Here is a 21,987-nt window from a genome sequence, read left to right as displayed (position 1 = left end):
TCTGATGTACCGCATTCGCGAATAAATTCGCTCCCACAGGGTTCACGGCGCGCCAACTGATACTAAACCGGAGCAGCCGCGCGACGTGGATCGGGTTGCTTGTAGCTGTCGGCCGCGCTTTCTTCGATGGCTTGCTGGATGGCTTTCTTGCGCTGTTGCTCGGCACGGCGGCTGAAGAACCAGACCAGGAAAGTGGCGCACGAAACGGCCAGCAGAATCAGGCTCGCGACGGCGTTGATTTCCGGCTTCACGCCCAAACGCACAGCGGAGAAGACTTCCATCGGCAAGGTGGTCGAACCCGGACCGGAAACGAAGCTGGCCAGTACCAGATCGTCCAGCGACAGGGCGAAGGACATCATCGCCCCCGCCGCCAGCGAAGGCGCGATCATCGGGATGGTGATCAGGAAGAACACCTTCCACGGCCGCGCGCCCAGATCCATCGCTGCTTCTTCAATTGAAAGGTCCAGTTCACGCAACCGTGCCGAAACCACCACGGCCACATAAGCGGCGCAGAACGTGGTGTGGGCGATCCAGATGGTGACGATGCCGCGCTCCTGCGGCCAGCCGATCAACTGGGCCATGGCCACAAACAGCAGCAACAGCGACAGACCGGTAATCACCTCAGGCATCACCAGCGGCGCTGTCACCAGGCCGCCGAAAAACGTGCGGCCCTTGAAGCGCGTGATGCGGGTCAACACGAACGCCGCCATGGTGCCCAGCGCCACCGCTGCAATCGCTGTGTAAGTGGCGATTTCCAGCGAGCGCATCACCGAGCCCATCAGTTGCGAATTATCCAGCAGTCCTACATACCAGTGCACCGACCAGCCACCCCAGACCGTAACCAGTTTGGAAGCGTTGAACGAGTAGATGACCAGAATCACCATCGGCGCGTAGATGAACAGCAGGCCCAGGACCAGCATCATGTTCGAGAATCGAAAGCCTCTCATGCCCTGCCCTCCAGCTCTTTGGCCTGACTGCGGTTAAAGAGAATGATCGGCACGATCAGGATCAACAGCATGATCACCGCCAACGCAGAAGCCACGGGCCAGTCACGGTTGTTGAAGAACTCTTGCCACAGCACGCGGCCAATCATCAGGGTTTCCGGGCCGCCCAGCAGTTCAGGAATAACGAACTCGCCGACCACCGGAATGAACACCAGCATGCAGCCAGCGATAACTCCGTTTTTGGACAACGGCACGGTGATTTTCCAGAAACTGTTGAAGGTGCTCGAACCCAGGTCAGACGCGGCTTCGAGCAGACTTGAGTCGTGTTTTACCAGGTTGGCGTACAGCGGCAGGATCATGAACGGCAGGTACGAATACACAACTCCGATATACACCGCGAGGTTGGTATTCAGTATCTGCAACGGCTCGTCGATCAGGCCGAGCCACATCAAGAATGCATTGAGCAGCCCGTTGTTACTGAGGATGCCCATCCACGCGTAAACCCGGATCAGAATCGCGGTCCAGGTCGGCATCATGATCAGCAGCAACAGCACGGTTTGCAGTTCCTTGCGCGCAGTCGCAATGGCATAGGCCATCGGGAAGCCGATCAGCAGGCACAGCAAGGTGCTGAAGAACGCCATTTTCAGCGAGCCGAGATAGGCCGAGATGTACAGGTCATCGCCTGTCAGCAGCGCATAGTTGGCGAAGTTGAGGATGATCTCGAACTTTTGCTCGGCGTAGCTGAAGATTTCCGTATAAGGCGGGATCGCTACGTCGGCTTCAGCGAAGCTGATCTTGATGACGATCAGAAACGGCAAGGCAAAGAACAGGAACAGCCAGAGAAACGGCGCTCCAATGACCAGTTGCCGACCATTGGGTATAACCCGGTTCAGGGCACGCTTGATTTTGCGTATCTTCATGAGCGCAGTACCACGCCACTGTCGTCTTCCCACCAGACAAACACTTCATCGCCCCAGGTTGGCCGGGTGCCCTGACGCTCAGCGTTAGCCACGAACGACTGCACCAGCTTGCCGCACGGCAGTTGCACGTAGAACACCGAGTGGCCGCCCAGATACGCGATGTCGTGAACCTTGCCACGCGACCAGTTGTATTCGAACGCAGGCTGCTCGGTGGTGACCAGCAGCTTCTCCGGGCGCAGGGCGTAGGTGATGTGCTTGTCTTCCACGGAGGTCGTTACGCCGTGGCCGACGTAGATATTGCGCTCCAGCTCGGGGCTGCGAATCAGGGCATGACCTTCCATGTCCTCGATCACTTCGCCTTCGAACAGGTTGACGTTACCAATGAATTCACAGACCAGACGGCTGGTCGGCGTTTCGTAAATATCGATAGGGCTGCCGATCTGAGCAATCCAGCCCAAGTGCATGATCGCGATGCGTTCAGCCATGGTCATGGCTTCTTCCTGGTCGTGCGTCACCATTACGCAGGTCACGCCAACCCGCTCGATGATCTCCACCAGTTCCAGCTGCATCTGCGAACGCAGCTTCTTGTCCAGCGCACCCATCGGCTCATCGAGCAGCAACAGCTTGGGTTTCTTCGCCAGGGAACGAGCCAGCGCCACCCGCTGACGCTGACCGCCAGACAGTTGATGCGGCTTGCGTCGTGCGTACTGGGTCATCTGCACCAGCTTGAGCATTTCAGCCACACGCTCGGTGATTTCCGCCTTGGGCAGCTTATCCTGCTGCAGACCGAATGCGATGTTCTGCTCCACCGTCATGTGCGGGAACAGCGCGTAGGACTGGAACATCATGTTGATCGGGCGTTCGTACGGCGGCATGTCGGTGATATCGACGCCATCGAGGTAGATCCGCCCTTCCGTTGGCCGTTCGAAACCGGCCAGCATGCGCAGCAACGTTGATTTGCCGGAGCCGGAACCACCCAGCAAGGCGAAAATCTCACCCTTGTTGATTTGCAGGGACACGTCGTCCACAGCAATCGTCTCGTCGAATTTCTTCGTGACCCGATCGATCTTGACCAGCACCTGCTTGGGTTGCTGATCGCCTTCGAGTGATTTCTTGTAGGCGCCGGAGGCAACTGCCATGGGTGAAACTCCCAACTGGTTTGCAGCCCGGCCTGCATGGCCGGGCGCGGGGTCTTTTATTTACCGGATTTGATTCGGGTCCAGCTGCGCGTCATGACACGCTGAATCTTCGGCGGCAGCTCGGAGTTGACGTACAGGCGCTCTTGCACTTCCTTGGACGGATAGACCGCCTCGTCTGCACGAATGTCTTTGTCCATGAACTCGTCGGAAGCCGGGTTCGGGTTGGCATAGCCGACCTCATCGCTGACTTCGGCGATGACCTTGGGCTCAAGGATGTAATTGATGAATGCGTGAGCCTGCTTGGTATTTTTCGAGTCCGCAGGGATTGCCAGCATGTCGAACCACAGGTTGCCGCCCTCTTTCGGGATGCTATAGGCAATGTTTACGCCCTTGCCTGCTTCCTCTGCCCGAGCCTTGGCCTGGAACACGTCGCCCGAGAAGCCTGCCGCAACGCAGATGTCGCCATTGGCCAGATCGGTGATGTATTTCGAGGAGTGGAAATAGGTCACGTAAGGACGAATCTCCATGAGCTTGGCTTCGGCCTTTTTATAGTCGGCCTCGTTCGTGCTGTTGGGATTCAGCCCAAGATAATTGAGCATTGCCGGAAGCATTTCATCGGCAGAATCGAGCATGGCTACGCCACAACTTTGCAGCTTCTTGATGTTCTCTGGTTCAAACAGCACTGACCAGGAGTCGATTTTATCGACGCCCAGCGCGGCTTTGACCTTCTCGACGTTGTAACCGATACCGTTGGTGCCCCACAGATACGGCACGGCGTACTGGTTACCCGGATCGTTTTTCTCCAGACGCTTGAGCAGCGCCGAGTCGAGATTCTTGTAGTTCGGCAGCTGGCTCTTGTCGAGCTTCTGAAACGCGCCAGCCTTGATCTGTTTGCCCAGGAAGTGATTAGACGGCACGACAACGTCATAGCCCGTTCGGCCCGCCAGCAGCTTGGCTTCCAGGGTTTCGTTGGAATCGAACACGTCGTACATCGGCTTGATGCCGGTGGTTTTTTCGAAGTCTTCGAGGGTTGTTTTGCCGATGTAATCGGACCAGTTATAAATATGCACGGTGGACGCCGCGTGCGCTCCGGCTGCAACAGTCAGCGTGGCGGCGGCGAGCATGGATTTGGCAAATAAAGAAATAGACACGTGAACAATCCTTTTTGAGGTGGGGTCTGGTGCCCGTGTCGGAAAATTGAGCAGATCAGGTCGGAAAAATCCGGGGGCGCAACTTACCGTTGTTGACCGCGTATCGCAAAAAAACTTTATGTGACAGTGCCTTGGACTTACCTGTAGGAGCTGCCGAAGGCTGCGATGCAATGTCTCTGACACACCGCTATCGCAGCCTTCGGCAGCTCCTACAGGTTTTCCGTCAACCGGGATTATTTACCCGACTTAATCTTGGTCCAGCTACGGGTCATGATCCGCTGAGTGGCGGCTGGCAAATCAGCGATGGCGTAAAGCTTGGCCAGAACGTCAGCTGGCGGGTAGATGCCCGGGTCGCTGGTGATGTCTTTGTCGACCAATGCCGTGGCTGCCGAGTTACCGTTCGGGAAGCGCACTTCGTTGGTGATTTCGGCCATGATTTCCGGCTGCATCAGGAAGTTCATGAACTTGTAGGCACCTTCAACGTTTTCCGCGTCTTTAGGGATTGCCACCATGTCGTAGAAGCTACCGGCGCCCTCCTTCGGAATGTTGTAGCTGACCTTCACCTTGCCGCCGGCTTCTTCAGCGCGGGATTTGGCCTGGTAGATATCGCCCGAGTAACCCACGGCTACGCAGATGTTGCCGTTAGCCAGGTCGGAAATGTATTTCGACGAGTGGAAGTAACCAATCGAAGGACGGATTTTCAGGAACAGCGCTTCGGCCTCAGCCAATTGCTTCTTGTCCTGGCTGTCAGTCGGGTAGCCCAGGTAGTGCAGGGCAATCGGCAGCATTTCAGTTGGCGAATCGAGGAAGCTGATGCCACAGGACTTCAGCTTGGCTGCGTTCTCAGGCTTGAACAGCAGGTCCCAGGAATTGACTGGAGCGTCGGCACCCAGTGCGGCTTTGACTTTATCCGGGTTGATACCGATACCGATCGAGCCCCACATGTACGGGAAGGCGTGTTTGTTGTCCGGGTCGCTGACCGAAACGGCTTTGAGCAGGTCGGTGTTCAGGTTTTTGTAGTTAGGCAGCTTGGACTTGTCCAGCGGCTGATAAACCCCGGCTTTGATCTGCTTGGCCAGGAAGTTGTTCGACGGCACGACCACGTCGTAACCGGACTTGCCTGCAAGCAGCTTGGCTTCAAGGGTTTCGTTGCTGTCGAACACGTCGTAAACGACTTTGATGCCCGACTCTTTTTCGAATTTGGCGATGGTGTCCGGCGCAATATAGTCGGACCAGTTGTACACGTGCAGCACTTTGTCATCGGCCTGCGCGGCCGCTACGACGCCCAATAGGGACAAAGCGAGGAGGGTCTTGCCAAATTTCTTCATGTGTACAGCTCCAGTGTTATTAGGTGGCGGCTTCTAGCCATTAGTCTGGCAAGTTACTGACCGGTGTTTCAAGTCCACGATGATCCCTGTGAGAGCGGTGCTTGCCCGCGAACCAGACAACGCGGTGTATCAGGTACACCGCGTTATCGTTTTTCGCGGGCAAGCACCGCTCCCACATTTGAAGTGACGGCCCAGGTTGGCGCCCAAGTCAGCCTAGCCTTGCAGCTCAGCCAACGTCAGATCCAGGCACTTGCGTGCTTTCTCGACCAACTCATCAATTTCCGCAAAGCTGATCACCAACGGTGGCGCAATGATCATGGTGTCGCCTACAGCCCGCATAATCAGGCCATTATTGAAGCAGAAGGTTCGACAAATCATCCCCGCGCCTTTGCCGGTGTAACGCTCGCGGGTTGCCTTGTCCTTGACCAGTTCAATGGCCCCCAACAGGCCCACACCACGGACCTCCCCCACCAGCGGATGATCGCTCAGCTCACGCAGACGTTTCTGCAAGTATGGTGCCGTTTCCGCTTTCACCCTCTCCACGATCTGCTCTTCGCGCAGGATCCGGATGTTCTCCAGCGCCACCGCTGCAGCCACCGGATGACCTGAGTAAGTAAAGCCGTGATTGAAATCGCCGCCATCATTAAGTACCGCGACCACTTCGTCGCGCACAATCAACCCGCCCATGGGGATGTAACCCGAGGTCAGGCCTTTGGCGATGGTCATCATGTCCGGTTTGAGGCCGTAGAAATCGCTACCGAACCACTCACCCGTGCGGCCAAAGCCACAGATCACTTCATCGGCGACGAACAGGATGTCGTACTTGTCGAGGATCTCTTTGATCTTCGGCCAGTAGGTGTCAGGCGGGACGATCACGCCGCCCGCTCCCTGGATTGGTTCGGCAATAAACGCACCGACGTTGTCCACGCCCAGTTCGAGAATCTTCTTCTCCAGTTGCTCGGCAGCCCAGATACCGAACTCGTCCGGCGTCATGTCACCGCCTTCACCGAACCAGTACGGCTGCGGGATATGCACGATGCCCGGGATCGGCAAGTCACCCTGCTCGTGCATGTAGGTCATCCCGCCCAGGCTTGCGCCCGCAACCGTTGAGCCGTGATAACCGTTTACCCGGCTGATGATGGTTTTCTTGTTCGGCTGGCCCTTGATCGCCCAGTAGTGGCGAACCATGCGCAGCATGGTGTCGTTGCCTTCCGAGCCGGAACCGGTGAAGAACACATGGTTCATGCCCTCAGGGGCGATTTCGGAAATGACTTTGGCCAACTCCAGCACCGGCGGGTGGGCCGTCATGAAGAACAGGTTGTAGTACGGCAGCTCGCGCATTTGTTTCGCCGCTGCATCGGCCAGTTCTTCACGGCCATAACCGATGGCGACACACCACAGGCCGGACATGCCATCGAGGATCTTATTGCCCTCGCTGTCCCACAAATACACACCGCTGGAGCGGGTAATGATGCGTGGACCGACTTCTTTGAGTTGCTTGTAATCACTGAACGGGGCCAAGTGATGCTCACTGCTCAAGGCCTGCCATTCGAGGGTTTGCGGGTTCTTGGAACTCATACACAACTCCATATGCTTTGTGGCAGCTGCATCCCTTTAGAATTGGAATACAGACTCTATGTGGGAGCGGTGCTTGGTCTGGGCCGCATTCGGACGATAAGGCTGGACGCGGTTCACTTTGGATCGCGTCCAGCCTTATCGCGGGCAAGCACCGCTCCCACAGGGGATAGCGTTCACAGCAGCACTGCAGCGCCCTTCATCAAACCGCAAACAGCAAAAACTCACGCTCCCACGAACTGATCACGCGTTTGAAATTCTCGTGCTCGGCACGTTTCACCGCGACATATCCCTTGATGAATTTCTCACCCAGGTACTTCTCGACCGTCTTGCTGTTTTCCATGCGCTCCAGTGCATCTTCAATGGTCAGCGGCAGACGCAGGTTGCGCCGCTCGTAACCACGCCCAACCACCGGTGCGCTCGGGTTGATGTGTTCAACCATGCCAATAAAGCCGCACAACAGGCTCGCGGCAATCGCCAGATAAGGGTTGGCGTCAGCACCGGGCAAGCGGTTCTCGACACGACGGTTCTGCGGGCCGGCATCCGGGACGCGCAAGCCAACCGTACGGTTCTCCTCGCCCCACTCAACGTTCACTGGCGCCGAAGTATCCGGCAAGAAGCGGCGGAACGAGTTGACGTTAGGCGCGAACAGCGGCAACAGCTCGGGGATCAGCTTCTGCAAGCCGCCGATGTGCTGCAGGAACAGCTCGCTCATGGTCCCGTCTTCGTTGGAGAAGATGTTCTTGCCGGTCTTGATGTCGACAATGCTCTGGTGCAAATGCATGGCGCTGCCAGGCTCGCCGGTCATCGGCTTGGCCATGAAGGTCGCGGCAACATCATGCTTGAGCGCTGCTTCACGCATGGTGCGCTTGAACACCAGAATCTGGTCAGCCAACGACAAGGCATCACCGTGACGGAAATTGATTTCCATCTGCGCCGTGCCGTCTTCGTGAATCAACGTATCCAGATCGAGGTTTTGCAGTTCACACCAGTCATAGACGTCTTCGAACAGCGGATCAAACTCGTTGGCCGCTTCGATGGAGAACGATTGACGTCCGGTCTCAGGACGCCCGGAGCGCCCGACAGGCGGCTGCAACGGGTAGTCGGGGTCGTCGCTGCGCTTGGTCAGGTAAAACTCCATCTCAGGCGCAACAATGGGCTGCCAGCCTTGATCCGCGTACAGCTTGAGGACTTTCTTCAAGACGTTACGCGGCGACAGCTCGATAGGATTGCCTTGCTTGTCGTAGGTGTCGTGGATCACCTGCGCAGTGGGCTCGATGGCCCACGGCACGACATACACCGCGTTGGCATCGGGACGGCAGAACATGTCGATGTCCGCCGGGTCCAGCAATTCGTAGTAAATGTCGTCTTCGACGTAGTCACCGGTTACCGTCTGCAGCAGCACGCTCTCCGGTAAGCGCATGCCCTTCTCGGCAATGAATTTGTTGGTGGGGGAAATCTTGCCGCGAGTGATCCCGGTCAAGTCGGCAATCATGCATTCGACTTCGGTGATCTTGTGTTCTTTCAACCAATCGGTGAGCTGGTCGAGGTTGGTACTCATAAATACCTCAGGTGGTCAGAGTCCTGATCGCGAATCAGGCGTTATTTGACGCATCGGCGTCGCGTTGTAGTGCTCGTTTTCGGCAGGCATCGCCAAACGCCTGGAAGATGACAAGGTAATCAGGGTTTGCAGTAACTTGCCACTCGGGATGCCACTGCACCCCCAGCGTAAAGCCCGGACTGTGCTGAACCGAGACGGCTTCGATCAAACCATCCGGTGCAATGGCTTCCACGCGCAGGCCCGGCGCCAGACGCTCGATGCCTTGCCCGTGAATGGAATTGACGCGAATTTCACTCGCCAGCCCCAGTGCCTCCAGCACACCGCCCGGCTGGACGCGCATCGGGTGGCTTGGCGCATATTGAATTTCAACGGGTTCGTTTTCGGGTTCACGATGATCCATGAAACCTTCTGTTTCATGTACACGCTGATGCAGGCTGCCGCCAAACGCTACATTCATCTCCTGAAAACCCCGGCAAATGCCTAAAACCGGAACACCGGCTGCCACGGCAGCCCGAATTAGCGGTAAGGTGGTCGCGTCGCGTTCGGGATCATGAGCAGTACCCGGCGCGCTGGCTGGGCCACTATAGTGGTAGGGTTCGACATTGGAAGGCGAACCGGTGAACAGCAGTCCATCGAGACTGGAAAGAATGTCGGCGGGGTCAAGCAAGGGGCCAAGTGACGGCAGAATCAACGGCATGCCCTTGGCAGCCACTGCTAGCGCACGGACATATTTGTCGCCAGAGACATGATAAGCATGATGACCGATCTGCTTGGTGCAGGCGGTAACGCCGATCAAGGGCAGGCGTGACATGAGACCCCCGTATTGTTGTTGCTGGTCTGGGTTGCGATCGAGCTTAGCCTTGTTCGTTTTTTTACACAACAGTCCTGTAAAAATCGAACAGACGACTTGAAAGCCCCGGAATCCGTAGCCTTCCGCTGTTAAATACTTGCCCTGAATTGCGGCAAAAACGGCCTTTTTGCGCCCTTTCGGGGCAACGGAAGGCTCTATTGACTTCATCATGGCTTTCGGATTGACTGAAACCCGTAAAGCTCGATGATTGATATTTTTAACAACAAAGGTGTTGCATCATGTCGGTACCCCCGCGTGCCGTTCAGCTTAACGAAGCGAACGCGTTCCTTAAGGAACATCCTGAGGTTCTGTACGTTGACCTTCTGATTGCAGATATGAATGGTGTAGTGCGCGGCAAGCGCATTGAACGCACCAGCCTCCATAAGGTTTACGAGAAGGGCATTAACCTGCCTGCCTCTTTATTTGCCCTGGATATCAATGGCTCGACGGTTGAAAGTACCGGCCTGGGTCTGGACATCGGTGATGCTGACCGAATCTGCTATCCAATCCCTGACACCCTGTGCAATGAGCCTTGGCAGAAGCGCCCGACCGCGCAACTGTTGATGACCATGCACGAACTCGAAGGCGACCCGTTTTTTGCTGACCCGCGCGAAGTCTTGCGTCAGGTAGTCACCAAGTTCGACGAAATGGGCCTGACGATTTGCGCCGCTTTCGAGCTGGAGTTCTACCTGATCGATCAGGAGAACGTAAACGGCCGTCCGCAACCACCCCGCTCCCCGATTTCCGGCAAACGCCCGCACTCGACACAGGTCTACCTGATCGACGACCTCGACGAATACGTCGACTGCCTCCAGGACATTCTGGAAGGTGCCAAAGAGCAGGGCATTCCTGCTGACGCCATCGTCAAGGAAAGTGCTCCGGCGCAGTTTGAAGTCAACCTGCATCACGTTGCCGACCCGATCAAGGCTTGCGACTACGCGGTATTGCTCAAGCGCCTGATCAAGAACATCGCCTACGACCATGAGATGGACACCACCTTCATGGCCAAGCCTTACCCGGGCCAGGCAGGCAACGGTTTGCATGTACACATCTCGATCCTGGATCGCGATGGCAAGAATATCTTCACCAGCGAGGATCCCGAGCAGAACGCCGCGTTACGTCATGCCATCGGCGGTGTGCTCGAGACCCTACCGGCGCAGATGGCGTTCCTTTGCCCGAACGTCAATTCGTATCGCCGGTTTGGTGCTCAGTTCTATGTGCCTAACTCTCCGAGCTGGGGTCTGGATAACCGTACCGTTGCCGTGCGTGTACCGACCGGCTCTGCCGACGCGGTGCGTATCGAACACCGGGTTGCGGGCGCCGACGCAAACCCTTACCTGTTGATGGCGTCGGTCCTGGCGGGCGTGCATCACGGCCTGACCAACAAGATCGAACCTGGCGCGCCGGTATCGGGCAACTCGTACGAGCAGAACGAACAAAGCCTGCCAAATAACCTGCGCGATGCACTGCGCGAGCTGGACGACAGCGAAGTCATGGCCAAGTACATCGATCCTAAATACATCGATATCTTTGTCGCCTGTAAGGAAAGTGAGCTGGAGGAGTTCGAACACTCCATCTCCGACCTTGAGTACAACTGGTACCTGCATACCGTTTAAATGATGGTATGAAGCATAAAAAACGCCGCAGAGCCGAGAGGTTGTGCGGCTTTTTTTTTGTGTGGAGCTTTCTGCGTCTGAACCGGCCTCTTCGCGAATGAATTCGCTCCCACAGGGGTACGATGTGATCCCCGTGGGAGCGAATTCATTCGCGAAAGCATTGGCCCAATCACCGCTGTACAATTCACGCAGCCCCGCCCACGAGAACGCCACATGACCCGCCCCGTCACCGCCCGCAAACCCCGCGCAGCCAGTCAGGCCCGCATCGGCTCGATCCTCGATGCCGCACGCGAGTTGCTGGCAGCTGAAGGTGTCGCCAGTCTGTCGATCTATAGCGTAGCCGAGCGGGCACAGATTCCGCCGTCATCCGTTTACCACTTTTTTGCCAGTGTTCCCGCCCTGCTCGAAGCGCTGACGGCAGACATCCACTCCGCGTTCCGCGCCAGCCTGCAAGCGCCCATCGAACACGACTCGCTCAATACCTGGCGTGATCTGTCACGGATAGTCGAGCAACGCATGCTGGACATCTATAACGTCGATGCGGCTGCCCGCCAGTTGATTCTGGCCCAGCACGGGCTGACTGAAATCACTCAGGCAGATCGTCAGCACGATATCGAACTGGGGCACTTGATGCTTGAGGTCTTCGACCGCCACTTCTTGCTGCCAGCCTTGCCAGACGATGTCGACGTGTTCGCTCTGGCCATGGAGCTGGGCGATCGGGTTTATGCGCGCTCCATGCAACTGCATGAAGAAATCACACCGCGCATGGCGGAGGAAGGCATGCGTGTGTTTGATGCCTATGTAGGGCTGTACCTGCCGTCTTACCTGCCTAAAAGACAAATCCCCCTGACTCAGCAGTCCTCAGGCCGGGCCGGGTAACTCTTCTTTCACCCGCGTCAGCGCCTGAGCCAGCATCTGCTGCAGTGCCTGCAACACCGGCTCATGCTTGCGCTGACTGTAGCGCAACACGTTAACCACTTCAGGTAGCGGCATGCGCTGCTCGAAGAAACGACTCATCTCGACGCGTCTGTCGACATTACTGGCTGTTACGACGCCTATGCCCAAGCCTGCAGAAATGGCCGACAGCACACCTTCTGTAGACGGACACTGCACCGCCACTTTGCAGCGGATACCGGCCGCCTGAAGCCGATCCTGCGCCAGATTGCCGTAAAAGCAGCCAGACCCGTAGGTGACAAGAGCAACTGTGGCGTCAGAGGTATATTCCCAGCCCGGCGGGACGCACCAGTTCAGACGCTCACCCCATAACAAATGGTCCTCGGCGCTGAGTCCGTGGGCGAAATCCTGATGCAAAGCCAGATCCAGCGTGCCATTGGCCAACGACTCGCGCAGCGCCTGACTCTGCTCAACCACCACCCGAACGTCGACATTGCTGTGCTGGCGCGAGAACTTCGCCAGTATCGGTGCCAACTGGGTGAGCGATGCCTGCTCGGTGACGCCGAGTCGAACAGTACCTTCAAGGGTCGAGGGCGCGAACAGAGCCAGCGCTTCGTCATGCGAGTTAAGAATGCGCCTGGCATGAATCAGCAGCTCGGCACCGTCGCTGGTGGCGATCAAGCGCTGACCTTCGCGGCGAATCAGCTCGCGCCCCAGTTGTTTCTCTAGCCGCTTGATCTTCCAGCTGACCGCCGATTGCGTGAGGTTCAGGCTGTCAGCTGCACGAGTGACACTGCCCAGCTCGACAATGCTGAGCAGTGCACGGAGAACATCGATGGGAAGGCGTTGGTTCATGTTTGCTCCATGGCCTGGCTGGCTCTATGTCGATGAACGCGCTATCGGGCAGCAAACTGTCGGCCCTGTGGGAGCGAATTCATTCGCGAACGCGGTGTGTCATAAAAAGGTATTTTTCAGAACCACCGCGTTCGCGAATGAATTCGCTCCCACAGCGACAGATAACGAGCGCCTAAACAAAACATGACAAAAATCGAATTTCAACAGCATAAGTTGTCATTGGCGTCATGGAAACCCCTTCGATACGCTGAATCCATCATCAACGTCCCGGAGACACGCTCATGAACAATCCACTGCTCAATCAACAGGTGATCATCGATGGACGACGTATCGCTACAGGCTGTCACGGCGAAGGGCTGCCGGTTGTGCTGCTGCACGGCACGCCTGCGCATTCGATCATCTGGCGCAACGTCGTCCCTGTGCTGGTAGCCGCCGGACTCAAAGTGCACCTGTTCGATTTGCTGGGCTTTGGCGCCTCGGAGTTTCCGCAAGATCAGGACACTTCGGTTGCGGCGCAACGGATCCTGTTGGAGCAGTTGCTGGAGCATTGGGGCCTGGAGCGCACGCACGTAATCGCCCACGACATTGGCGGAGGCATTGCACTGCGGTTGGCTATCGAAGCACCGCAGCGTTTTTTGTCGCTGACCATCGCCGATATCGTCAGCTATGACTCCTGGCCGTCCGCGAGCTGGCAGCACATCCGCACGCATTACGCAGAACACGCCGTAATGGACGCAGACGAACATCGGCAATTAATGATCCGGCAATTGCGAATGGCGGTTTTCGACAAGAGCATCATGGAGGGCGACATACTCGAAGCCTATCTGGCGCCGATAACCAGGCTGATTGGCCAGCAGGGCTTCTATAAAAATCAGGTCGCGCATTACGACTCGCGCTATACCGAAGACTTTGCGCAACGCCTCCCCGAGCTGAACATTCCGGTGCAGATACTTTGGGGTACCGAAGATGAATGGCAGCCATCGAGTTACGCCCACCGACTGCACGGCGACATCCCCGGCTCGACATTGCAGCTCATCGACAATGCGGGTCATTTTCTGATGGAGGATCAACCGCTGATGTTCGCCGAGAAGGCCAGTGCGTTTATCCACAAGCACAGATGAGTTTTTCGTCGCCACCGCGCTATGGTGCGGCAACTCGGTTCAATGTGGGAGCGGTGCTTGCCCGCGATAAGGTCGACTCGGTCTGAAGGGTAAATCGCGGTTTTCTTATCGCGGGCAAGCACCGCTCCCACATAAACCGAGTTTGCTTCGCGACAGTGCGGTGTCGTCAGACACAAAAAACCCCGGAGGGCATTCACCGTCCGGGGTTGTCTTTTGCGCATCGGTCACAGCTTGGCGATGGAAACCTCGGTGGACTTCACAAACGCGATCACTTCACTGCCCACCACCAATTCCAGCTCTTTTACCGAGCGGGTGGTGATCACGGAAGTCACGATGCCCGACGCAGTCTGCACGTCGATTTCCGACAGCACGTCGCCTTCGACGATTTCCTTGATGGTGCCTTTGAATTGGTTACGAACGTTGATGGCTTTAATAGTCATGGTGATCTTCCTGTATGGGGACGGATGTCTAACGGTCGGTTAATTGGCCCAACGCAATTGCGTGGGCAGCGGTGAAACGGGATCAGGTTCAGGGGGCGAGCCGGGCAACGACAGCACTCGTTCGAGCACTTGCGCTTCCAGGTTGGCCAGACGATGCGAGCCTCTGGCGCGAGGGCGCGGCAGGTCGACCAGCAAGTCCAGGCCGATACGCCCTTCCTCGATAAGAATCACGCGATCAGCAATCGCGACGGCTTCGCTGACGTCATGGGTCACCAGCAGCACGGTGAAGCCATGTTTACGCCAAAGGTTTTCAATCAGTTGCTGCATCTCGATACGGGTCAAGGCATCCAGCGCACCCAGTGGCTCATCGAGTAATAACAGGCGCGGCTGATGGATCAGTGCACGAGCCAATGCCACACGCTGTTTTTGCCCACCAGATAACGCAGCAGGCCACTCCTCGGCACGCTCGGCCAAGCCAACGGCTTCGAGGGCTTCCAGCGCTTTGCCGCGCCAGTCGCCACTGAGACCAAGACCGACGTTGTCGATGATCTTTTTCCAGGGCAACAGACGTGCTTCCTGAAACATGAGTCGCGTGTCTTCACGGGCGTCAGCCAATGCACCTGAACCGGCCAACAATTGCCCGGCAGTAGGTTTGTCGAGCCCGGCCAGCAGACGCAACAAGGTACTTTTGCCACAACCGCTGCGCCCGACCACGGCGACAAATTGCCCGGCAGGAATGTGCAAGTCGATGTTCTTCAACACCTCACGGCTGCCGAACGCTTTCTTCAGCTGTTGAACCGCCAGAGGAATACCACGCAGCAGATGCGCAGGCTGTTGCTGTTTCAAACTGCTCATGCGGCACCGCCTTTAGTCACTTGATAGGCCGGATGCCAGCGCAGGCAAACACGCTCCAGACCACGCGCTGCCAGGTCGGCCAGCTTGCCCAATATTGCGTACAGCACGATGGCCAGTACCACGACGTCGGTTTGCAGGAATTCCCGGGCATTCATTGCCAGATAACCGATACCGGAGCTGGCAGAAATGGTTTCCGCGACGATCAACGTCAGCCACATGAAGCCCAGCGCGAAACGCACACCTACAAGAATCGAAGGCATCGCACCCGGCAGGATCACATGCCAGAACAATGCGAAGCCGGACAGGCCGTAGCTGCGGGACATCTCGACCAACGCAGGATCAATATTGCGAATCCCGTGATAGGTGTTCAGGTAAATCGGGAACAGGGTGCCCAGCGCGACCAGAAAGATCTTGGCGGTTTCATCGATCCCGAACCACAGGATCACCAGCGGGATAAGCGCAAGGTGCGGGATGTTGCGGATCATCTGGACCGAGCTGTCCAGCAGGCGCTCGCCCCATTTCGACAGGCCGGTGATGAAGCCCAGGGTCAGGCCGATACCGCCACCGATAGCGAAACCAAGGCCGGCACGCCAGCCGCTGATCGCCAGGTGGGTCCAGATTTCACCACTGGATACCAGGTTGACACCCGCCTCAATAACCGCGCTCGGCGCAGGCAGAATGCGGGTGGAAAGCCAGCCGGCGCTGACCGACAGCTGCCAGATAGCCAGCAGCAGGATCGGCAGAGCCCAAGGCGCGAGGCGCTGGATTGTTCGTTGCGAAGCACTAGTGCTCATGGAGTTGTCTCCTCAGGGTCCGGCTGATTACGGCGCTTTCGCGACAGCGGCGGGCGGCGTCCAGACCACATCCGCGATGTTCAGCGGCTTTGGAATCAACTTGAGCTGATAAAACGTATCAGCGATTTTTTGCTGAGAGGCCACAACTTGCGGCGTCAGGAACAACGCTCCATAGCCTTGGCGCTTAACCGAAGTCAGGGTGATATCCGCAGGCAAGCCGAGCAACGGTGCAACTTGCTTGGTCACCTCTTCCGGGTGAGCCTTGGACCACTCACCGACCGAGCGAACTTCTTCAATCAGCGCCTGAATGACTTTCGGATTCTTCTGAGCGTAAGGCTTGGTTGCCAGATAGAACTGGTGGTTATCCACAATCCCGGTGCCATCGCGCAGGGTTTTCGCTTGCAGTTGCTGCTCGGCAGCTGACTGGTACGGATCCCAGATGACCCAGGCATCCACGCTGCCACGCTCGAACGCTGCACGGGCATCGGCCGGAGGCAGGAAAACGGTCTGGATATCGGTGTATTTCAGACCCGCATCTTCAAGGGCTTTTACCAACAGGTAATGCACGTTGGAGCCTTTGTTGAGGACGACTTTCTTGCCTTTGAGCTCTTTCACAGAGGTGATGGGTGAATCCTTGGGTATCAGGATCGCTTCACTGGTCGGCGCAGGCGGCTCGTAGGCGACATACACCAGATCAGCGCCCGCGGCCTGAGCAAACACCGGCGGCGTTTCGCCCGTCACACCGAAATCGATTGAGCCGACGTTCAGACCTTCAAGCAGCTGCGGGCCACCGGGGAACTCGGTCCATTGCACTTGCACGCCCTGCTCGGCGAGACGCTTTTCCAGCGTGCCTTTGGCCTTGAGCAGCACCAGCGTGCCGTACTTTTGATAACCGATACGCAAGGTCTCGGCCTGAGCCTGGGTAACAGCGCCGAAGGCGACCGCTGCGGCAAACAGAGCGACCAAACCTTGACGCAAAATAGCTGTGCGCATGGCGCGCTCCTTTGCTAATTCAGTGGCACCTGCTGGCCCGTTGGCGGACGAGTAAGGTGTGAGGGTTTTGTTGAATTGCAGTGACCATATCAGTGATTTTTTATATCTATAAATCTTATTTTTTCATTTGGTTATTCTTTAAATGCATATGCAGGAAGTTGTTGGATTATCTGTAGGAGCTGCCGAAGGCTGCGAAGGCAATTTTCCTGAAGCACCGCTATCGCAGCCTTCGGCAGCTCCTACAGAAAGTCGAACTTAAGGCATAAAAAAGGGCCGACGAATCGGCCCAAGCTAACCCCATCTGTCGTGGAAGGGTGATTCAGCGATTAGGCTGTGGCGTCAGACGCAGGTACGGCTTGACGGCTCTGTAGCCTTTAGGAAAGCGTTGCTTGATCTCGTCTTCATCCTTGAGCGAAGGCACGATCACTACTTCATCGCCGTCCACCCAATTAGCGGGGGTCGCGACTTTGTAGTTGTCGGTCAGTTGCAAGGAATCGATGACCCGCAAGATCTCATTGAAGTTGCGCCCGGTGCTCGCCGGATAAGTGATAGTCAGCCGGACCTTCTTGTTCGGATCGATCACGAACAGAGAACGCACGGTCAGGGTTTCACTGGCGTTCGGGTGGATCAGGTCGTACAGCTCGGACACTTTGCGGTCAGCGTCGGCCAGGATCGGGAAGTTGACAGTGGTGTTCTGGGTTTCGTTGATATCGCCGATCCACTTGATGTGGGAATCAACCGGGTCCACTGACAGTGCAATGGCTTTTACACCACGCTTGGCGAACTCGTCTTTAAGCTTGGCGGTGAATCCCAGTTCGGTGGTGCACACCGGGGTGAAGTCAGCAGGGTGGGAAAACAGGACACCCCAGCTATTACCCAGCCATTCGTGAAACTGAATACGACCTTCGCTGGAGTCCTGTTCAAAATCAGGGGCGATATCGCCAAGTCGCAAGCTCATGGATGTGGCTCCTTGTTGTGATGGTTGCTAATTCATTGAAGCCACTTTGCGCTCCTTCGCTAGAAATTAAAAAGAATAGATAACGCTTTGGATATAGCGTTTGGAGATATGAAATTTCAGGCAAAAAGAACCCCGCCGAAGCGGGGTTCCTTTTCAACTGACCAGGCTTATTTGAAAGCGTAGGTGTAGTTGAAGATCACACGGGTTTGATCGGCGTCGGTGGCGCCGGCCAAGTCTGCATCAGCGCGGTACGAACCGTGACGAACAGTAGTGCCGAAGCCTTTCAACGGACCGCTCTGAATCACGTAGTCGATACGCATGTCACGTTCCCACTCGGAGAACTCGCGACCCGCTGTTGGACCAGTGCCTTTGATGTCTTCAGCATGGATGTAGGCAATAGAAGCCTTCAGGCCAGGAACACCAGCGCGCGCGAAGTCATACGAGTACTGACCAAAAGTAGAGTTAGTACCGGCACGGGTGAAGTTGCTGATCATGGCATCAGTGAAGAGATAAACACTGGAGCCACCGTTACCTTCGTTAATGTTGGTGCCGTTCTTGGTAACGCTGCCCTGGTTCAGGAAAACCATGCCGCCGTCGTCGCCGACCTGTTGGTGACCGAGCATGAATGCGTTGCCACCCAAGCTATAGGTGAACATCGCGGACCAGGTTTGGTTATCAACTTCGTTGGCGTTCTTGGCGTAGCCACCGTTGTTGTTGAAGATGTAACCAGCATCACCATTCTTGCCATCTTTGCTGCTGTTGAAGTAGCGCAAGTCAGTCTTGAACGATTGGTCTTCAGAGATCGGGAATACGTGTACCAGACCCAGGAAGTGCTGCTTGTAGTAGTCTTCCAGATTGGCGTAGTAGTACTGCAAGGTCAGGTCTTTAGTGACTTTCCAGTCACCACCAGCGAAGCGGAACTGGTTGCTGCCTTCAGTACCGCCAGCAACAGACAGATCAGTCCAGTTGCTCGACGCACGGCCGATCGACTCATTCAACTGACCAGCAGTCAAAGTGACGTTGTCGATTTCTTTGGAAGTAACAATACCGCCTTGGTAAGCAGCTGGCAGCAAACGACCGTCGTTGGAAACGAGGATTGGCAGGTTCGGTGCCAAAGCGTTACCCAGACGCAGTTCTGTTTTGGAGAAACGAGCCTTGGCGTTAGCGCCCAGACGAGACCACTCATCTACAGCAGAACCATCGGTATCACTAGGAGTGACGCCACCGTTCAACGCACTTGCGCGGTGACCACGGCCGCCATCAAGGTGGATGCCTACCAGCGCCTGGACGTCGAGACCAAAACCAACGGTGCCTTGCGTGAAACCGGACAGATAGTCGAATTTCAGACCAGTTGCGGTTTCTTCGTTGCGGTCAACAGTACCTTCGCGCTGATCGTTGTTGAAGTACAGCGTACGCGAGCTAATCGACGCTTTGCTGTCTTCCAGAAAACCTGCTGCACCAGCCTGCTGAGCCATAACGCCGAAGGCTACAGCCAGGGCCAGAGTGGACTTCTTCATGAATCGCTCCTCGTGAATCTTAATTTTTTATAATTTCTGGTGCCGAGGCCCGTGGGGCGCTCTGACCCAAAAATTTACGGTTAGCGCCAAACCCGACCGAAGCCAATGGTTAACCAGCGCCTCAAGACCAATGGCCACCGATGAATCGGTGGTCGCAGGGTAGTGAACATTCAACAAATCGAAAAAGAATTATTACTAAGCTTTTAAGACCTATCGGTTATATGTCACACACCATGTCGGATCCTTCCGTCCTTGAGTGTATCGAGCTGTTTCACTAATTCCTAAATAATATTTCACTGCCATTCGTCAGATCATTCTGACTGGTACGTCGGACAGCAAAAAGCAGGCCGCCTGCTCTAGAGAATCAGCACAACTGAAACATCTCAATGAACACTCAAGCCCCCGAAATCATTGAGGCGCACAGGGTATAGTGGCAATTGTTACAGTTGTCACCACTTGTCTCTATGCGCCTGAAATTTATCTCGAAAAAACTTTGAAACGGTCGTTTCAAGACCTTCTGTCGGACGATTTTGGGGCCCATTCCGAGACCACTCCCGGGAATGAGGCGAACAAAACTCGAAAACCGTTGTCGCCACTACCCCTCAGGAAAAGTCGTTAAACCGTGCATCACCAGAATGTTTTGCACCATAACGACGCGCGATTCACACACAGCAAAACGTCCTGCGGAAAATCTCAGGGGGGCTGAATGGGCCCTGAACGTGATGGCGATAAATTTATGAAACAGCCAGAAAGCCCGCAGAATGGGGCTTTGAACAGCTAAAAACACAACGACAGGACTTTTTAAAACAAGAAATTTCAAAACTGGCACGCCGCCTGCAATAGGTTCCGTATCACCAGTTTTGGGGACCTTGGTACAGGCAGGCCGGGGATTCCCCTCTTTTATTCCTCTCGGAGACTGACCTCCAGTCTCCAGCGCCCGTCCAGCTTCTCACCGTGCAAGTCACCGTGAAGCGGGCGGGCCGCTAGCAGAGTCAGCAGCAAATCCCTCTTGTCTCGCTCCAGCCTCCAGCGCACATCCTTCCCGTCGACTTTCAGTTGCCCACGCCATGGCTGACCCTTTGCCGTAAACCGCAGGGCAAATGTGCCATCCACATGCTCAGGCAAAACCTCCGGATCACGGTTGAACCACAAGGCGAGGCCTGTAGGTCGCTCTTCGATTTGTAAAAGCTCAAGCGGAGCAGGCTCGGTCAGCCGGCCGATCATCAAGCCGACCATAAGCCCGACAATAGCCAGTGAACCTAAAACCTTTGGCCATAGCTTCGGCCGCGGATCATCTTCAAGGGTAGAATGCTCGCCATTCTTCAGCTCGGAGCCGTGCATGTTTCACGTCATCCTTTTTCAACCAGAAATTCCGCCGAATACCGGCAATGTCATCAGGCTGTGCGCCAATACGGGCAGCACCCTGCATTTGATCGAGCCTTTGGGCTTCGAACTGGATGACAAACGCCTGCGCCGCGCCGGGCTCGATTATCACGAGTTCGCCACGTTGCAGACCCATTCCGACCTGGCCAGTTGCCTGGAAAGTATCGGTCACCCGCGGTTGTTTGCTTTTACCACAAAAGGCTCACGCCCCTTCCACGATGCCAGCTTTCAGGACGGCGACGCCTTCCTGTTTGGCCCTGAGAGCCGTGGTCTTCCTGCTGAAGTCCTGGACGCCCTGCCCTCCGATCAACGCCTGCGCTTGCCGATGCGCGAGGGCTGTCGGAGCCTGAATCTGTCCAACACCGTTGCCGTGGCAGTGTATGAGGGCTGGCGGCAGTTGGGGTTCAAGTAAACGTGGTCTTTCCCTGTGGGAGCGAATTCATTCGCCAAGGCGGTGTGTCAGTCACCATCATCGGAGTCTGACTCACCGCCTTCGCGAATGAATTCGCTCCCACAGGTCATATTTCAACGCCTTCATACCCCACAAAAAAGCGCCTCAAAAGGCGCTTTTTTTGATGCTGCGATAACGCTTACTGAACAGTAGGTGTTTCGCCAGCAGCCTGCATGCGTTGCAGTTCTTGCGCGTACAGGGCATCGAAGTTCACCGGTGACAGCATCAGCGCCGGGAACGAACCGCGTACTACAAGGCTGTCGATGGTTTCGCGAGCATACGGGAACAGGATGTTCGGGCAGAAAGCACCCAGCGTATGGCTCATCGAACCCTGGTCCAGGCCTTTGATCAGGAAGATACCGGCTTGCTGGACTTCAACGATGAAAGCCACTTCGTCACCGTTGTTAACGGTAACCGACAAGGTCAGCACTACTTCGTAGAAATCACCTTCCAGCGGCTTCTGACGAGTGTTCAGGTCGAGGCTGACAGTTGGCGTCCATTCCTGACGGAAGATCGCAGGGCTTTTTGGCGCTTCGAACGACAGGTCACGAACGTAAATACGCTGCAGCGAAAATTGCGGTGCGTCTTCTTCGTTGGTAGCGGTGCCGTTGGTCGGTTGATCGGTCATCTCGGGTCCTTTTA

The 21,987-nt window shown here is 56.2% G+C and carries 21 protein-coding genes; 4 read left to right on the top strand and 17 right to left on the bottom strand.

Annotated elements, in window-relative coordinates; translation table 11 throughout:
• Positions 1-62: 62 nt before the first annotated feature.
• The 8 genes from EE949_RS09510 to EE949_RS09475 form a co-directional block, all read right to left on the bottom strand.
• Positions 63-947, bottom strand: coding sequence for an ABC transporter permease subunit (locus EE949_RS09510; RefSeq protein WP_027900691.1), 885 nt, complete (start codon positions 945-947; stop codon positions 63-65).
• Positions 944-1,825 carry an ABC transporter permease subunit gene (locus tag EE949_RS09505; RefSeq protein WP_162874644.1) on the bottom strand — a complete coding sequence of 294 codons (882 nt, stop codon included), beginning with the start codon at positions 1,823-1,825 and terminating at the stop codon, positions 944-946. The genes EE949_RS09510 and EE949_RS09505 overlap by 4 nt, the downstream gene beginning before the upstream one ends.
• A 35-nt stretch (positions 1,826-1,860) precedes the next feature.
• Positions 1,861-3,003: a polyamine ABC transporter ATP-binding protein gene (gene potA, locus EE949_RS09500; RefSeq protein WP_122664039.1), complete on the bottom strand. Its 1,143-nt coding sequence runs from the start codon at positions 3,001-3,003 to the stop codon at positions 1,861-1,863.
• A 56-nt stretch (positions 3,004-3,059) separates the two neighbouring features.
• Entirely contained in the window at positions 3,060-4,154 is a 1,095-nt protein-coding gene (locus EE949_RS09495; RefSeq protein WP_122664038.1) for a polyamine ABC transporter substrate-binding protein, read from the bottom strand.
• A 233-nt stretch (positions 4,155-4,387) separates the two neighbouring features.
• Entirely contained in the window at positions 4,388-5,482 is a 1,095-nt protein-coding gene (locus EE949_RS09490) for a polyamine ABC transporter substrate-binding protein (RefSeq protein ID WP_122664037.1), read from the bottom strand.
• Between the two features lie 213 nt (positions 5,483-5,695).
• Positions 5,696-7,060, bottom strand: coding sequence for an aspartate aminotransferase family protein (locus tag EE949_RS09485; protein WP_122664036.1), 1,365 nt, complete (start codon positions 7,058-7,060; stop codon positions 5,696-5,698).
• Positions 7,061-7,259: 199 nt separating this feature from the next.
• Complete coding sequence (locus EE949_RS09480; protein WP_122664035.1) at positions 7,260-8,618, bottom strand: glutamine synthetase family protein; 1,359 nt, start codon at positions 8,616-8,618, stop codon at positions 7,260-7,262.
• A 34-nt stretch (positions 8,619-8,652) separates the two neighbouring features.
• Entirely contained in the window at positions 8,653-9,429 is a 777-nt protein-coding gene (locus EE949_RS09475; protein WP_122664034.1) for a gamma-glutamyl-gamma-aminobutyrate hydrolase family protein, read from the bottom strand.
• A 278-nt stretch (positions 9,430-9,707) separates the two neighbouring features.
• On the opposite strand from EE949_RS09475, the gene EE949_RS09470 reads away from it, so the two are divergent.
• Together EE949_RS09470 and EE949_RS09465 are read left to right on the top strand one after the other, a co-directional pair.
• Positions 9,708-11,084 (top strand): glutamine synthetase family protein, encoded by a 1,377-nt coding sequence (locus tag EE949_RS09470; protein ID WP_027900699.1) that lies wholly within the window; start codon positions 9,708-9,710, stop codon positions 11,082-11,084.
• A 213-nt stretch (positions 11,085-11,297) separates the two neighbouring features.
• Positions 11,298-11,963, top strand: coding sequence for a TetR/AcrR family transcriptional regulator (locus tag EE949_RS09465; protein ID WP_122664033.1), 666 nt, complete (start codon positions 11,298-11,300; stop codon positions 11,961-11,963).
• Here EE949_RS09465 and EE949_RS09460 read toward each other — a convergent pair.
• Positions 11,946-12,833, bottom strand: coding sequence for a LysR family transcriptional regulator (locus EE949_RS09460; protein WP_122664032.1), 888 nt, complete (start codon positions 12,831-12,833; stop codon positions 11,946-11,948). The two genes, EE949_RS09465 and EE949_RS09460, sit on opposite strands and share 18 nt — an antisense overlap.
• A gap of 281 nt (positions 12,834-13,114) precedes the next feature.
• Here EE949_RS09460 and EE949_RS09450 point away from each other — a divergent pair, with 281 nt between their 5' ends.
• On the top strand, positions 13,115-13,954 hold the full coding sequence (locus tag EE949_RS09450; RefSeq protein WP_122664030.1) for an alpha/beta fold hydrolase: 840 nt from the start codon (positions 13,115-13,117) through the stop codon (positions 13,952-13,954).
• A 224-nt stretch (positions 13,955-14,178) separates the two neighbouring features.
• Here the strand turns inward: EE949_RS09450 and EE949_RS09445 are convergent, their stop codons facing one another.
• The 7 genes from EE949_RS09445 to EE949_RS09415 form a co-directional block, all read right to left on the bottom strand.
• A complete protein-coding gene (locus EE949_RS09445) occupies positions 14,179-14,394 on the bottom strand; it encodes a TOBE domain-containing protein (RefSeq protein ID WP_020291765.1) in 216 nt (71 codons plus the stop codon).
• Positions 14,395-14,433: 39 nt separating this feature from the next.
• Positions 14,434-15,249: an aliphatic sulfonates ABC transporter ATP-binding protein gene (ssuB, locus tag EE949_RS09440; RefSeq protein WP_027902266.1), complete on the bottom strand. Its 816-nt coding sequence runs from the start codon at positions 15,247-15,249 to the stop codon at positions 14,434-14,436.
• On the bottom strand, positions 15,246-16,043 hold the full coding sequence (ssuC, locus tag EE949_RS09435; protein WP_122664029.1) for an aliphatic sulfonate ABC transporter permease SsuC: 798 nt from the start codon (positions 16,041-16,043) through the stop codon (positions 15,246-15,248). The genes ssuB and ssuC overlap by 4 nt, the downstream gene beginning before the upstream one ends.
• A 27-nt stretch (positions 16,044-16,070) precedes the next feature.
• A complete protein-coding gene (locus EE949_RS09430) occupies positions 16,071-17,036 on the bottom strand; it encodes a sulfonate ABC transporter substrate-binding protein (RefSeq protein WP_122664028.1) in 966 nt (321 codons plus the stop codon).
• A 319-nt stretch (positions 17,037-17,355) separates the two neighbouring features.
• Positions 17,356-17,994: a peroxiredoxin gene (locus tag EE949_RS09425; RefSeq protein WP_122664027.1), complete on the bottom strand. Its 639-nt coding sequence runs from the start codon at positions 17,992-17,994 to the stop codon at positions 17,356-17,358.
• Positions 17,995-18,161: 167 nt separating this feature from the next.
• Positions 18,162-19,511, bottom strand: coding sequence for an OprD family porin (locus tag EE949_RS09420; protein ID WP_122664026.1), 1,350 nt, complete (start codon positions 19,509-19,511; stop codon positions 18,162-18,164).
• A gap of 900 nt (positions 19,512-20,411) precedes the next feature.
• Positions 20,412-20,852, bottom strand: a complete 441-nt coding sequence (locus tag EE949_RS09415; protein ID WP_122664025.1) for a hypothetical protein — start codon at positions 20,850-20,852, stop codon at positions 20,412-20,414.
• Between EE949_RS09415 and trmL the strand changes: the two genes are divergently transcribed.
• Entirely contained in the window at positions 20,851-21,306 is a 456-nt protein-coding gene (gene trmL, locus EE949_RS09410) for a tRNA (uridine(34)/cytosine(34)/5-carboxymethylaminomethyluridine(34)-2'-O)-methyltransferase TrmL (RefSeq protein WP_122664024.1), read from the top strand. The genes EE949_RS09415 and trmL overlap by 2 nt on opposite strands.
• A 178-nt stretch (positions 21,307-21,484) precedes the next feature.
• On the opposite strand, the gene secB is transcribed toward trmL, so the two are convergent.
• On the bottom strand, positions 21,485-21,973 hold the full coding sequence (gene secB / locus EE949_RS09405) for a protein-export chaperone SecB (protein WP_027898930.1): 489 nt from the start codon (positions 21,971-21,973) through the stop codon (positions 21,485-21,487).
• Positions 21,974-21,987: the final 14 nt, after the last annotated feature.

The organism is Pseudomonas viridiflava (assembly GCF_900602065.1).
In the GTDB taxonomy this organism is placed as follows: Bacteria; Pseudomonadota; Gammaproteobacteria; order Pseudomonadales; family Pseudomonadaceae; genus Aquipseudomonas.
Note: the sequence above shows the minus strand (reverse complement) of the source record. Positions and strands in the feature narration are given on the sequence as shown.

What these genes read in the sequence shown, in the direction of transcription:
- EE949_RS09510 (WP_027900691.1), bottom strand. Translation starts at nt 947, where the DNA reads ATGAGAGGCTTTCGATTCTCGAACATGATGCTGGTCCTGGGCCTGCTG.
- potA (WP_122664039.1), bottom strand. Translation starts at nt 3,003, where the DNA reads ATGGCAGTTGCCTCCGGCGCCTACAAGAAATCACTCGAAGGCGATCAG.
- EE949_RS09490 (WP_122664037.1), bottom strand. Translation starts at nt 5,482, where the DNA reads ATGAAGAAATTTGGCAAGACCCTCCTCGCTTTGTCCCTATTGGGCGTC.
- EE949_RS09485 (WP_122664036.1), bottom strand. Translation starts at nt 7,060, where the DNA reads ATGAGTTCCAAGAACCCGCAAACCCTCGAATGGCAGGCCTTGAGCAGT.
- EE949_RS09480 (WP_122664035.1), bottom strand. Translation starts at nt 8,618, where the DNA reads ATGAGTACCAACCTCGACCAGCTCACCGATTGGTTGAAAGAACACAAG.
- EE949_RS09475 (WP_122664034.1), bottom strand. Translation starts at nt 9,429, where the DNA reads ATGTCACGCCTGCCCTTGATCGGCGTTACCGCCTGCACCAAGCAGATC.
- EE949_RS09470 (WP_027900699.1), top strand. Translation starts at nt 9,708, where the DNA reads ATGTCGGTACCCCCGCGTGCCGTTCAGCTTAACGAAGCGAACGCGTTC.
- EE949_RS09465 (WP_122664033.1), top strand. Translation starts at nt 11,298, where the DNA reads ATGACCCGCCCCGTCACCGCCCGCAAACCCCGCGCAGCCAGTCAGGCC.
- EE949_RS09460 (WP_122664032.1), bottom strand. Translation starts at nt 12,833, where the DNA reads ATGAACCAACGCCTTCCCATCGATGTTCTCCGTGCACTGCTCAGCATT.
- EE949_RS09450 (WP_122664030.1), top strand. Translation starts at nt 13,115, where the DNA reads ATGAACAATCCACTGCTCAATCAACAGGTGATCATCGATGGACGACGT.
- EE949_RS09445 (WP_020291765.1), bottom strand. Translation starts at nt 14,394, where the DNA reads ATGACTATTAAAGCCATCAACGTTCGTAACCAATTCAAAGGCACCATC.
- ssuB (WP_027902266.1), bottom strand. Translation starts at nt 15,249, where the DNA reads ATGAGCAGTTTGAAACAGCAACAGCCTGCGCATCTGCTGCGTGGTATT.
- ssuC (WP_122664029.1), bottom strand. Translation starts at nt 16,043, where the DNA reads ATGAGCACTAGTGCTTCGCAACGAACAATCCAGCGCCTCGCGCCTTGG.
- EE949_RS09430 (WP_122664028.1), bottom strand. Translation starts at nt 17,036, where the DNA reads ATGCGCACAGCTATTTTGCGTCAAGGTTTGGTCGCTCTGTTTGCCGCA.
- EE949_RS09425 (WP_122664027.1), bottom strand. Translation starts at nt 17,994, where the DNA reads ATGAGCTTGCGACTTGGCGATATCGCCCCTGATTTTGAACAGGACTCC.
- EE949_RS09420 (WP_122664026.1), bottom strand. Translation starts at nt 19,511, where the DNA reads ATGAAGAAGTCCACTCTGGCCCTGGCTGTAGCCTTCGGCGTTATGGCT.
- trmL (WP_122664024.1), top strand. Translation starts at nt 20,851, where the DNA reads ATGTTTCACGTCATCCTTTTTCAACCAGAAATTCCGCCGAATACCGGC.
- EE949_RS09415 (WP_122664025.1), bottom strand. Translation starts at nt 20,852, where the DNA reads ATGCACGGCTCCGAGCTGAAGAATGGCGAGCATTCTACCCTTGAAGAT.
- secB (WP_027898930.1), bottom strand. Translation starts at nt 21,973, where the DNA reads ATGACCGATCAACCGACCAACGGCACCGCTACCAACGAAGAAGACGCA.